We start from the raw sequence: 12,575 nt of genomic DNA on the forward strand, positions 1-12,575 counted from the left end.
CGGGCGTGCGCAACGCTCTCCTCGCGATCGTCATGGCCGCCGCGGCGGGAAGAGGAGCGGGGGCGGTGACCCTCGACCGGATCGTCGCGACCGTCGACGAGCGCGCGATCACCTTGACCGAACTGGACCGGGCGATCCTGACGGGGGCTCTCGCGAAGGAGTCGGGGGAGACGGACGAGCAGTTCCGGGACCGGGTGCTTTCCGAGATGATCGACGAATACCTCCGATATCGGGACGCGCTCCGCTTCCTTCCGGCGCCGCCCGATCCGGCGCGGGTGGACGCCGCGCTCGAAGCGGTCCGCTCGCGGCTGCGCGCGGCGGGGAAGGACCCGGAGGCCGAATTTCGGGCGGCGGGGATGTCCGACGCGGAGGTTCGAGCGTCGCTCGAACGCCAGCTCGTCGTCACGCAATATGTCCGCGACCGGTTCGCGGCCCTCGCGTTCGTCGCTCCGGAAGACCTCGATCAGGAATACGCGGCCGTCGCCGAGGAGTATCGCAAGACGGGGCGGACGCCTCCTCCCCGCGCGGGGCTCGAGGAAGAGCTCCGGGACCGCGTCCGGGACCGCCGGACCGCGGAGGAAGTCGACAAGTGGACGAAAGACCTCCGCGAGAAGGCGCGAATCACGCGCCTCGGTCCACCGGAGATCGACCCGAGCCGGAAACCGACGGTCATCTCGAAAGCTCCCTAGCGCCCCCGCGAGCCCCGGAGATCGCTTCGCTCCGGTCGCGATGACGCATCGACGGCTCCCGCTTCAGAAATTCACCTTTCACCGGGCACGGCCGGGGGTGTGGGGAAGACGGGTTCGGCAGGACGGTGAACCTGCCGAACACGGGCGTCGAGCCGCCGGCCCCGGACAACAGGGGGCAGGGTCCGCGCCGGCTACCCGGGAGGCCAGGACATCGGCCTCCCCCCGAGCAGGTGCACGTGCAGGTGAAACACCGTCTGTCCCGCGCCCTCGCCGTTGTTGACCACCAGCCGGTAGCTCTCGAGGCCGCGTTCGCGCGCGATCCGCGCGGCGGTCAGGAACACGCGTCCGACGAGCGCCTCGTCGTCGGCCGCGCCGATCGTGTCGATGTGCCGCCGAGGAACGATCAGCACGTGCGTCGGGGCCCGGGGGGCGATGTCCTCGAACGCGAATGTCGCATCGTCCTCGAACACCTTCTTCGACGGCACGCGGCCGGACACGATTCCGCAGAACAGGCAATCGCTCATCGGATCCTCTCGATTCGCGCTCCGAGCGCGTTCAGTTTCTCCTCCATCCGGTCGTAGCCGCGGTCGAGGTGGTAGATGCGGTCGACGACGGTCGTCCCCTCGGCGGCGAGTCCGGCGATCACGAGCGAAGCCGAGGCGCGGAGATCGGTCGCCATCACGGAAGCGCCGAGGAGCCGCGAGGGGCCCTCGACGCGGGACCGCCGCCCCTCGACGGAGATCCGAGCGCCCATCCGCGCGAGCTCGGGAACGTGCTGGAAGCGGTTCTCGAAGATGTTTTCCGTGACCGTCGAGGTGCCCGTCGCCTGCGTCGCGAGAGCCAGGAACTGGGCCTGCAGGTCGGTCGGAAAACCCGGATAGGGCGCGGTCGTCAGGTCGCACGCGTCGAACGCGCCGTTTCCCGTCACCCGGAATCCGCCCGGTTCCTCGGCGATCCGGATTCCCATCTCGCCGAGCTTCGCCAGCGGGGCGAGCAGGGTGGCCGGGTCGGCGTTCTCGATCCGGACGTCGCCGTGCGTCGCCGCGGCCGCGACCGCGTACGTTCCGGCCTCGATGCGGTCCGGGAGGATCGCATGCTCGGCTCCGTGGAGCCGTTCGACCCCCTCGATGGTCATCTCGCTTTCCCCCGCGCCCCGGATCTTCGCCCCCATCTTCGTGAGGAGGCGGGCCAGATCGACGACCTCGGGTTCGCGAGCCGCATTCTCGAGGCGGGTCGTCCCGTCGGCGAGCACCGCCGCGAGCATCGCGTTCTCGGTGCCCGTCACCGACACCTGGTCGAAGAAGAAATCGGCGCCGCGCAGCCGGCTCGCCGAGGCCTCGACGTCGCCGTGCTCGAGAGACACGCGCGCGCCGAGCTTCTCGAACGCCGCGATGTGGAAATTGATCGGCCGGACGCCGATCGCACAGCCTCCGGGAAGAGAGGCCTTCGCGCGTCCGGCGCGGGCGAGGAGCGGCCCGAGCACGAGGACGGACGCCCGCATCGTCTTGACGAGGTCGTAGGGCGCCTCGGGCGTGTCGATCGACTCCGCCTGCAGGATCGCGGTTCCGTCCTCGAATTCGACCCGCGCGCCGATCCGGGACAGGAGCTTCGCCATCGTGCGGAGGTCGGCGACCTTCGGAACGTTCGTGAGGCGGACGGGGTCGCGGGTGAGGAGAGACGCGGCGAACGCCGGCAGCGCGGCATTCTTCGCCCCCGAGATCCGCACCGAGCCTTCCAGGCGGGAGGGTCCCTCGATCCGGAACTTGTCCACGCGGCGATTCTAGTACCCCGGAACGGGAATAGCGGTAGTGGCGCGGCTACGGCTTGCGAGCGAGATCGTTCGCGCTGCGCTGGCGCCCGAAGGGCTCGGACGGCGCGGGCAATCTGCTGCGCCGGCGCGACCACACGATGTCACCGCATCGCCTTCATCGCGCCGACTTGAACTTGCTCCGCGGCGCTCGGAACGCCGCGATCGTTATTCCCGTTCCGGGGTGCTGTCCGCGGTTCGCGCGCGCTTCGGGAAGCCGACGCGGCGCAGGAGCGCGTCGAAACGGGAGTCGCCGCGGAGCGCGTCCACGCGGGGATTGACGAGGAGAGAGACGGCCGCGTCTTCGCGGCGGTCGATCGCCCGGCCGAGCTCCGCGAAGGCGGCGTCGGTCTCCCCGAGCGCGGTGTGGACGAGCGCGACGGAGAAGGCGGGCGCGGCCAGCCCGCGCAGCAGCGCGCGCGCCTCGTCCTTCTCGCCCGCGGCCGCCAGAGCCCAGGCGAGCGTCGCGACGGCGCGCGGCCGCTCTCCCGCGGCGGAGACGGCGCCGCGGATCTCGGAGATTCCGTCCGCGAGGTCTCCGCGCTCCACCAGGGCGATCCCGAGATCGAAACGGGCGGGGAGGAACGCGGGGTCGCTCTCCGCGATTCCGCGGAAGACCCGCTCCGCGTCGGCGTAGTCCCGGCGGCAGTGGTGGAAATAGCCGCGATCCTCGCGGACCACGAGCGAGAGCGGGTCGAGGGCCGACGCCCGTTCGATCTCTTCCCAGGCCTCGTCGAAGCGGCCCATCGTCAGGAGGAACAGGCCGTACCAGTGATGCGCGGTCGCGTGGGCCGGGTTGTCCGCGAGGGCGAGCCGGAACTCCCGTTCGGCGCCCGCGAAGTCCCAGGCGAACCGGTGGAGGACGCTCGCGAGGGAGTTGTGCGCTTCCGCGGAACTCGCGATCGAAAGCGCCTTCTCCGCCGCCGCCCGCGAGCGCGGGTAGGCGATCTCCGGCGCGAGGTGCCCGTACCCCCCGAGGAAGACGTACGCGTCGGCGATTCCGGCGTAGGCGAGGGCGAGTCCCGGATCCCGCCGGATCGCCTCATCGAAGAGCGCGAGCGCTTTCTCGAAGCCGTCCTCCGTCCGCCGATTCCATTCGAACCGGCCGCGCAGGTAGAGGTCGTAGGCCTCCGACGCGGAAGGCCGCCGCGCGGCTTTCGGCCGGGAGCGGCCGCGGGCCCGGGCGCCGATCCGCCGGACGATGGCGTCGGCGATTTCCTCTTCGAGGGCGAGGAGGTCGGCCGCGGGCCGGCGGAACCGCCCGCCCCAGAGCTGCGCGCCATCCTCCGCGTCGACGAGCTCGGCGAAGACGTCGAGGTCGCCCTCGCGGGCGGCGACGCGCCCCGTCACGACGGCGGACACGCCCAGCTCGCGTCCGATCTCCCGCGGATCCGCGGCGGCCGATTTCCAGCGGAAAACCGAGCTTCGGGCGATCACGCGCGCCTTCGCGCGGCTCGCGACCGCGTTGATCAGGTCTTCGGTCAGCCCGTCGGCCAGGTATTCGCGCGCCGGTTCGTTCTCGGGTCCGGCGAACGGAAGGATCGCGACGGAGGCGATCGCCGGGCGCCGCGACTCCCGGCGCGGCGCGCGGGTGTCGCCGGCCGCGGTCTCGAGCGCGAACGCCAGGTCGCGCGCCGACTGGAACCGCGCCTCCCGCTCCTTCCGGAGACAATGCTCCACGAGCCGCGCGAGCTCCGCGGGGCAGCCGGTCGCGCGGCGATCGATCGGCGGGGGCTCGTCGTTCAGGATCGCCGCGAGCGTGTCCGCCGGCGTCGCCTTCCGGAACGCGCGGGCGCCGGTGATCATCTCGTACAGGACGCACCCGAACGAGAAGAGGTCGCTTCGCGGATCGACCGGCTCGCACCGGACCTGCTCGGGGGACATGTACCCGATGGTTCCCACGAGGACGCCCGGTTCGGTGTCGGCCCCGGAGGCGCCCTTCTCGGGCTTCGGCGCCTCCGAGGCTTTCGCGACGCCGAAGTCGAGGATCTTGAGCCCCCCGTCGCGGGTGAGGAAGACGTTCTCGGGTTTCACGTCGCGGTGCACGATTCCCTTCTCGTGCGCGGCGCCGAGGGCGGCGGCGATCGCGAGCGCGTTCTCGCGAACGAGCGCCAGCGGGAGGGGACCGCGGTCGAGACGCCGGCGAAGCGTTTCCCCTTCGAGGAGCTCGGTGACCGCGTACGCGAGCCCCCCCTCGAGCCCGAAATCGTGGATGGCGAGGATGTGAGGATGCGAGAGCGCCGCCACGGTCCGCGCTTCCCGCGCGAACCTCGCCGCCGCCTCGGGATCCTTCGCGAGGCGCTCGGGGAGGACCTTGATCGCGACGGAACGCTCGAGCCGGGGATCGTGCGCCCGATACACGTCCCCCATTCCGCCCGAGGCGAGCGGCGCGACGATCTCGTACGGTCCGAGCTTTTCGCCGCGGGTCAGCACGGGGATCCGCCCGCCCTCGTCCGCGACGGGGCTGCCGGGCGAGCGCGGCGTCTCGTCATGCCCGTCTCAGCACGGCGACTCGCGGGATGCCCGCGAGATCGTCGACCACCCGCCGCCACTCCCATTCCGGCCGTTCCGCCACGGCCCGGCGGACGGCGTCGACCTGGCCGAAACCGATCTCGAACAGGAACGCGCCGCCGGAGACGACGGCGGCGGGGGCCGCGGCGAGGAGCCGGCGGATCTCCGAGAGCCCGTCCGCGCCGGCGAAGAGCGCCTCCGCCGGCTCGAAGTCCCGGACGGACGAGGGGAGTCCGCTCCGGTCGGACGAGGCCACGTAAGGGGGATTGGAGACGGCGAGATCGAACCGTGCGGGAGCGACGGAAGCGAGCCAGTCGGACGCCGCGAGAGCGGCGCGACGCTCGACGCCGTGACGGCGGACGTTCTCGCGCGCGAGCGCGAGCGCGGCGACCGACCGGTCGATCCCGACGACGAACGCGGCCGGGAACTCGAGCGCCAGGGTGACGGCGAGGATGCCGGAACCGCAGCCGAGGTCGACGATCCGCCGCGGCGAAGGCGCCTCCCGGCGCGCCTCCTCGACGAGGTGCTCGGTCTCCGGCCGCGGGATGAGCGCGCGCGGGTCGACCCGGAACGTCCGGCCGTAGAAGTCCCATTCGCCGAGGATGTACTGGAGCGGCTCGCCCGACTCGCGTCGGCGCCAGAGCGACACGAAGCGCCCCTCGGCGTCCGGATCGACGACGCGTCCCGGGTCGAGCGCGCCGGGGGAGGCCAGGCCGAGGAGATGGGCGAGCAGGATCCGGGCGTCGCGGCGGCGGTCCGGGTCCGCGCCGGCGCGGTCGCCCGTGAGGCGCGCGACCGTCGTCATCGAATCCGCCGCATCGGTGAACGCCGGCGCGGTCACGCCCGGGAGAGCTGCTCCTTGAGCTTCTCGGCGCGGAAATGCTGCGTGAGGGGCTCGACCAGCTCGTCGAGGCGCCCGTCGAGGATCTCCTGGAGGCGGTGCGACGTGAGGCCGATCCGGTGGTCGGTCACGCGGGACTGCGGAAAGTTGTAAGTACGGATCTTTTCGGATCGGTCGCCGGATCCGACCATCTTCTTGCGTTCCGCGGCGATCGATCCCTGCTGCTTCTCGCGTTCGACCTCGAGGAGGCGCGCCTTGAGGACCCGGAGGGCCTTCGCCTTGTTCTTGATCTGCGAGCGTTCGTCCTGGCACTGGACGACGATTCCGGTGGGGAGGTGGGTCAGCCGCACCGCGGAGTAGGTCGTGTTGACCCCCTGCCCGCCCGGCCCGGAGGCGCAGAAGCGGTCGACCCGGAGATCCTTCTCGTGGACCTCGACGTCGACGTCTTCCGCTTCCGGCATCACCGCGACGGTCGCCGCGGAGGTGTGGATCCGGCCGGAGGCCTCCGTCTGCGGCACCCGCTGGACGCGATGGACTCCTCCTTCGTACTTCAGCCGCGAGTACGCGCCCTCTCCTTCGATGATCGCGGTCGCGGACTTCACTCCGCGGAGGCCCGTCTCCTCGAGATCGATCATCTCGAACTTCCATCGGCGGCTCTCCGCGTAGCGCTGGTACATCCGCAGGAGGTCCGCCGCGAAGAGCGAGGCTTCCTCGCCGCCGGTGCCGCCCCGGATCTCGAGGATCACGTTGCGGGAGTCGTTCGGGTCCCGGGGCACGAGCAGGAGCCGCAGCTCTTCCTCGATCGAGGCGATCCTCGCGCGAAGCTCCTCGGCCTCGGCCGCCGCCATCTCCTGGAGCTCGTCGCCCGGCGGGAGGGAGGCGAGAACCTCCCGCGCGCCGTCGAGATCGGCGGCCGCCTTCCGGTAGGCCCGGTACTTCTCGACGATCGGCTCGAACTCGGCGAGCGCCTTCTGGGCGTCGCGGACCGCGGCGTAGTCCTGCGCGACGGCCGGGTCCTCGAGGCGACGCTGGATCGCCGCGTACTGGCTTTCGATTTCCTGGAGTTTTTCGATCATCGGTTCTCCTCTCTCGGGATGCGGGCGGGCGCCGCCGGCGCCGGGGCGAGAGGAGCCGCTACAGAACGGCGGCGCGCGCGGGCTCGGCGGCGTCGAAGACGAGCGCCTCGCGGAGCGCGGTCAGGGCGATCTCGATCTGGGCGTCGTCCGGCTCGCGCGTCGTGATCTTCTGGAGGAGGAGTCCGGGGGCGATCAGGAGGCGAAGCACCGGATTGCCGACGTGCCGCGACGAGAAACGAATCGTCTCGTACGCGAGCCCGGCGATCACGGGGATCAGCACGAGGCGCGAGGCGAGCTTGACGGCGAGCGGCGCCGACGAGGGGACGAACGCGAAGAGCGCGACCGAGAGCGCGAGCACGAAGAGCAGGAACGACGTTCCGCAACGCGGATGGAGCCGCGATTTCACCCGGGCGTTCTCGACCGTGAGGCTCTCGCCCGCTTCGAACGTGTACACCACCTTGTGCTCGGCCCCGTGGTATTCGAAGACCCGCTGGATGTCGCGCATCCGCGAGATCGCGATCAGGTACGCGAAGAAGAGGAGCACCCGGATCCCGCCGTCGACGGCGTTGAACGCGAACGTCCCCATCCCGCCGTCGAGACGTCCCTTGATCGCGTTCGTGAGGAGGAGCGGCAGGAACAGGAACAGCCCGATCCCGAGGAGCACCGCGAACGCCATCGCGCCGGCGATCGCCGCCGACGTCGCGCGGTCGCTCGATCCCGCCGGGCGATCCTCCGGGGCGACCGAGTGGTGGGCGGCGAACGACAGCGCGCGAAACCCGAGGAAGAGCGACTGGAGGAGGACCGCCGATCCGCGGAGGATCGGCAGCTTCAGGACGGGGAAGTTCCGGGCGGGCGAGGGCACGGGCGCGCGGTCGACCGCGACGGTTCCGTCGGGGCGCCGGACGGCGACGGCGAAACCCCGCGCCGACCGCATCATGACGCCGTCGAGGACCGCCTGGCCGCCGACGAGCATGTCCGGATTGAGCGCGTAGGCGTCTTCGGCCACCGCTGCCTCGTCAGGCCCGCTTCTGATAGCGCTTCTGGAAGCGTTCCACGCGTCCGGCGGAGTCGACGAGCTTCTGCTTACCGGTGAAGAACGGGTGGCACTTGCTGCAGATCTCGAGACGCAGCTCTTTCTTCGTCGAGCGCGTCGTGAACGTCTCGCCGCACGCGCAGTGAACGAGCACTTCCTGGTATTCGGGATGGATGTTCTGCTTCATGGTTCTTTCTCTTCCGTTCGAGCCGAAACGCATATTCTACCCAAAAATTCCCGTTTGCTCAACCCGGTCCTCCCGAGGACCACGCGGGCCCCGGAAGAGCGCTCCCCGCGATCGCGGCGCCGCAAGTTACAATGCGCGCTGATGTTCACCCTCAAAGTCGAGGTTCCGGGCGAGGAGCCGCGCCGGATCCCCCTCGACAAACCGGTCACGACGATCGGCCGCTCCTCGTTCAACGACGTCGTCCTCGGGGACAAGAGCCTTTCGCGGCGGCATGCCCGCATCCTCAAGGACGGCGAGGGCCTTTCCGTCGAGGACCTCGATTCCCGGAACGGGACGTTCTTCAACGGCGAGCGGCTCACGTCCGTCCGCGCGCTCGGCGAAGGGGACCGGATCACGATCGGGGCCTGCACCCTGACGGTCTCCCGCAGTTCGACGACGCAGGTGCAGATCGACCCCGCCCAGCGGTTCGACCCGCACGATTCGACGGTATTCCGCGCCGAGGCCTCCCTCCTGAAGCTGCAGCCCCACTACACGGACCCCAACCTTCCGGCGACCCAGCTCGCCCGGCTCGTGGAATCGATGCGGGTGGTCAACGAGATGACGCTGGAGCTCATCCGCGACGTGCCGATCGGCGACATGCTGAATTTCCTCATGGACCGCGTCTTCGAGACGCTGAAGCCGGACCGGGGAGTGGTGCTCCTGAAGCGCGGGGACGTGCTCGAGACGGCCCTCGCCCGGACCGCGGACGGAGTCGGCGGCGACGAGATCCGACTCTCCCAGACGCTGGTCTCGACGGTCGTCGAGAAGCGCCAGGGACTCCTCGTCATGGACGCGGGCCAGATGGACGGCGTCGCGATGGCGCAGTCGATCCGGATCTCGGGAATCAAGTCGATCCTGGCCGCCCCGCTCGAGAACGCCGGAAACGTCGTCGGTCTCATCTACGTCGACAGCCGCCTCGGAAGGAAGACCTACACCGAGGACGATCTCCGGCTCCTGACGTCGCTCGCCAACGTCGCCGCCGCGAAGATCCAGAACGCCGCGCTCACCGTCGAGGCGGCGGAGAAGAAGCGCATGGAGCGGGACTTCTATCTGGCCCGCGAAATCCAGCAGAAGCTCCTCCCCGACGAAGCGCCCGACTATCCCGGTTTCGAGCTCCTGGGCGCGAACATCCCTTCGAAGGAGGTCTCGGGGGACTACTACGACTTCCGCCAGGCCGCCGACGGCCGGCTCTACGCGGTGATCGCGGACGTCTGCGGGAAGGGAGTCGGGCCGGCCCTCCTCATGGCGTGGCTGCAGGCGACGTTTTCCGCGTGGGCGGACGAGTCGATGCCTCTCTCGACGATGGTGACGCGGATCTCGGAGAGGCTCGCGGCGCGGACGGCGGAAGGGAGATTCATCACCGCATTCTTCCTCCTCATCGACCGGGAGACCGGACAGGTCGAGTACGTCAACGCGGGACACAACCCGCCGCTCTGGGTGAAGACGGCGGGGGAGATCCAGTTCCTCCCCACGCACGGACGTCCTCTCGCGCTCTTCCCGCAACCGTACGCCTCGACGACGATCACCCTCGCGCCGGGCGATCTGCTCCTCCTCTATACCGACGGGGTGACCGAGGCGAACAACCCGAAGGAGGAGGAGTACGGCGTCGAGAGGCTCTCCGCCTTCGCGAAGGCGCGCCGCGACGATGCGCTCGAGGGGATCGGGACGGCGCTGTTCCGTGAGCTCGACCAGTTCGCCGCGGACGTGCCGTTCGGGGACGACCGGACGCTGGTGCTCGTCCGGCGAAAATCCTAAGGGATCGCCGGCGCGGCGATGCATCGAGCCGGGCGGGCGCGTGCCTCGCCGCGCTCTCGAGTTTTTCTGAACCGATCGTTCGCCGCCGGTTCGCCGTCGAAATCCGACGGCCGAGAAGAAGGAGTTCTTCCTACTTCGAGGCGGGAACCGGCGGGTCGTCGACGGGTTCCGGCGCCGCCGATTCGCGCGTGGAGAGCCCCAGCCGCTTGATGATTTCGTGGAGCGTCGTGGGACGGGTCTTCAGGAGCTCCGCCGCCTTCTTCTGGACGCCTCCGGCGCGCTTGAGCGCCGAGACGACGAGCCGGCGCTCGAAGCCTTCGACGGCCTCCCGGTACGACAGGCCCTCGGCGGGGATCGAGACCGCCGCCGGCTCGTCGGCCGCGAAGACCGACTCGGGCAGGAGATCGTTGGTGATCGCGTCGCCGGCGCTCAGCACGACCGACCGCTCGATCGCGTTCTCGAGCTCCCGGACGTTGCCGGGCCACTGGTGCTGGAAGAGCGCCTTCATCGCCTCGGATTCGATCGCGCGGACTTTCTTTCCGTTCTCCGCCGCGTAGAAACGGAGGAAGTGCTCGGCGAGCAGCGGGAGGTCTTCCTTCCGGTCGCGGAGCGGCGGGAGCGCGATGCGGATCACGCAGAGCCGGTAATACAGGTCCTCCCGGAACCGACCCTGTCCGACGAGCTGCTTCAGGTCCACGTTCGTCGCGGCGAGGATCCGGACGTCCGCCTTCTGCGTGTCGGTCGCGCCGACGCGCATGAACTCCCGCTCCTGGATCACGCGAAGGAGCTTGGCCTGGGTGTCGAGCGAGATCGTCCCGATCTCGTCGAAGAAGAGCGTTCCGCCGTCGGCGACCTCGAAGAGACCCTTCTTGGTCGCGATCGCGCCGGTGAACGCGCCGCGGACGTGGCCGAACAGGTTGGATTCGAGGAGGTCCGACGGCATCGAGCCGGAGTTGACCGTCACGAACGGATTCGCCGCGCGCGGCGAGAGGTGATGGATCGCCTTGGCGACCAGCTCCTTTCCCGTGCCCGACTCGCCCTCGATCAGGATCGTCGATTTCGAAGGCGCCGCCATCCGGACGAGCTCGAAGACGCGCTGCATGGGAGGGGACTTCCCGACGATCCGGTCGAGCCCGCGGCGCAGGAACAGCTCGTCCCGCAGGCGGCGGTTCTCGTCCGCGAGGCGGCGCTGTTCGCCTCCCTTGCGGACCGTGAGAACGACCTCGTCGTTCTGGAAAGGCTTCGGGATGTAGTGGAACGCGCCTTCGCGCATCGCCGCGATCGCATTCTCGATCGACGAGTACGCCGTCACGACGACGACGACGGCGGCCGGGTCGCGGCGCTTGATCTCCCGGAGCACTTCGAGACCCGGGCGGTCGGGCAGCATCAGGTCGAGGAGGATGACGTCGAAGACCTCGTCCTCCGCGGCCGCGAGCGCCGCGGCGGCCGTGGCGGCTTCGCGCACGCGGTGTCCCTCGCGAAGGAGGAGCGACGAGAGGACGTCGCGAATGACCTCTTCGTCGTCGACGACCAGGACGTTCATCCGGGCCATTCTATCCGCCCGGCCCGGCCGCTTCGCGGGCGACGAGTTTCATGGGAGAGAACGCCGCGGCGCCGCGGGCCGCGATCCGCTCTGCCGCCGTCCCCGGAGCCCTGGCGCGTCCGGCCTGGCGACGTTCGTCGAACCCGTGTGCCGTCGGGACTTCGATCCCGCCGAACTTCCGGTGAAGAGGCGCCGGATGCGGACGTCCGGGCGCGGCTCATCGAGGGAGCCAGACGGTCGCGACGGCTCCCCCCTCCGCTCTCGGCGCGAGGCGCAGCTCGCCGCCGTGCCGCTCGACGATCTCCCGCGCGATCGTCAGGCCGAGTCCCGTTCCCCCCGACTGGCGCGTCGTGAAGAACGGCTCGAACGCGCGCCGGGCTTCTTCCTCCGTCAGCCCCTTGCCCCGATCCGCGACGTCGATCCTCCAGCGCCCGTTCTCGGCGGCGGCGGAAACCTGGACGACGCCGCCGTCCGGCGACGCGTCGCGCCCGTTGATCAGGAGGTTCACGAACACCTGCTCGAGCTCGCGGGCGTCGCCGCGCGCGGGGAGAGAGGCTTCGAGACCGCGGGTCTCCACGCGGACGCCGCGCGGCGCGAACGCCGGCTCGGAAGACTCGATCGCGTCGCGCAGGACCCGGCCCACGTCGATCGGCTCGTGCGTGCCGTGCCGTCCCCGCGCGAACTCGAGGAGGTTGCCGACCAGGCGGGACGCGCGGAACGTCTGTCGCTCCATCTTCTTCAGGATCGCGTAGCGCGGGTCGGCCCGATCCGTGTCGGCCAGCAGCATCTGCGCGTAGGACGAGATCCCCGCGAGCGGCGTGTTCACCTCGTGCGCGACGCCGGCCGCGAGGACGCCGAGCGACGCGAGCCGCTCCTTTTCCGAGAGCCCCTTCTCGAGCTCGATGCGCTCCGTGATGTCGTCGAAGATCACGACGCGCGAGGTCGCCGAGCCGCGCAGGGGCGAGGCCGAGATGCGGTAGATCCGGGCCTCGCCGCGTCGGTTCGTCGTCCGGACGTCGAACGAGTGCTCGCCCGCGCCCCCGTCCAGCTCTCCCTCGGGAATCTCCGGAAGGATCCCGGCGAGCGGGCGTCCG

11 protein-coding genes are annotated in these 12,575 nt (G+C 70.3%); 2 read left to right on the plus strand and 9 right to left on the minus strand.

All coding sequences use genetic code 11. The annotated features are described in order from the left end of the window. Window positions 1-689: hypothetical protein (locus VFS34_02610; GenBank protein ID HET9793328.1), on the plus strand; the 689-nt coding region annotated here is incomplete at its 5' end. A 191-nt stretch (window positions 690-880) separates the two neighbouring features. Here the strand turns inward: VFS34_02610 and VFS34_02615 are convergent. The 7 genes from VFS34_02615 to rpmE all read right to left on the minus strand — a co-directional run bounded on the left by VFS34_02615 (window position 881) and on the right by rpmE (window position 8,144). Then, complete coding sequence (locus VFS34_02615; protein ID HET9793329.1) at window positions 881-1,213, minus strand: histidine triad nucleotide-binding protein; 333 nt, start codon at window positions 1,211-1,213, stop codon at window positions 881-883. After that, window positions 1,210-2,460 (minus strand): UDP-N-acetylglucosamine 1-carboxyvinyltransferase, encoded by a 1,251-nt coding sequence (murA, locus tag VFS34_02620; protein HET9793330.1) that lies wholly within the window; start codon window positions 2,458-2,460, stop codon window positions 1,210-1,212. The genes VFS34_02615 and murA overlap by 4 nt, the downstream gene beginning before the upstream one ends. Before the next feature lie 204 nt (window positions 2,461-2,664). After that, a complete protein-coding gene (locus VFS34_02625; protein ID HET9793331.1) occupies window positions 2,665-4,929 on the minus strand; it encodes a protein kinase in 2,265 nt (754 codons plus the stop codon). A 55-nt stretch (window positions 4,930-4,984) separates the two neighbouring features. Continuing rightward, window positions 4,985-5,848, minus strand: coding sequence for a peptide chain release factor N(5)-glutamine methyltransferase (gene prmC / locus VFS34_02630; protein ID HET9793332.1), 864 nt, complete (start codon window positions 5,846-5,848; stop codon window positions 4,985-4,987). Next, a complete protein-coding gene (prfA, locus tag VFS34_02635; protein ID HET9793333.1) occupies window positions 5,845-6,924 on the minus strand; it encodes a peptide chain release factor 1 in 1,080 nt (359 codons plus the stop codon). The genes prmC and prfA overlap by 4 nt, the downstream gene beginning before the upstream one ends. Before the next feature lie 58 nt (window positions 6,925-6,982). Continuing rightward, entirely contained in the window at window positions 6,983-7,930 is a 948-nt protein-coding gene (locus VFS34_02640) for a DUF1385 domain-containing protein (GenBank protein ID HET9793334.1), read from the minus strand. A gap of 10 nt (window positions 7,931-7,940) precedes the next feature. After that, entirely contained in the window at window positions 7,941-8,144 is a 204-nt protein-coding gene (rpmE, locus tag VFS34_02645; GenBank protein ID HET9793335.1) for a 50S ribosomal protein L31, read from the minus strand. Window positions 8,145-8,285: 141 nt separating this feature from the next. Here rpmE and VFS34_02650 point away from each other — a divergent pair, with 141 nt between their 5' ends. Then, window positions 8,286-9,938 carry a SpoIIE family protein phosphatase gene (locus VFS34_02650; protein ID HET9793336.1) on the plus strand — a complete coding sequence of 551 codons (1,653 nt, stop codon included), beginning with the start codon at window positions 8,286-8,288 and terminating at the stop codon, window positions 9,936-9,938. Window positions 9,939-10,068: 130 nt separating this feature from the next. Here VFS34_02650 and VFS34_02655 read toward each other — a convergent pair whose 3' ends face one another. Together VFS34_02655 and VFS34_02660 are read right to left on the minus strand one after the other, a co-directional pair. Beyond that, a complete protein-coding gene (locus VFS34_02655; GenBank protein HET9793337.1) occupies window positions 10,069-11,481 on the minus strand; it encodes a sigma-54 dependent transcriptional regulator in 1,413 nt (470 codons plus the stop codon). Between the two features lie 217 nt (window positions 11,482-11,698). Further along, on the minus strand, window positions 11,699-12,575 hold an 877-nt coding region (locus tag VFS34_02660), incomplete at its 5' end, for an ATP-binding protein (GenBank protein HET9793338.1).

It is taken from the genome of Thermoanaerobaculia bacterium (assembly GCA_035717485.1).
Classification (GTDB): domain Bacteria; phylum Acidobacteriota; class Thermoanaerobaculia; order UBA5066; family DATFVB01; genus DATFVB01.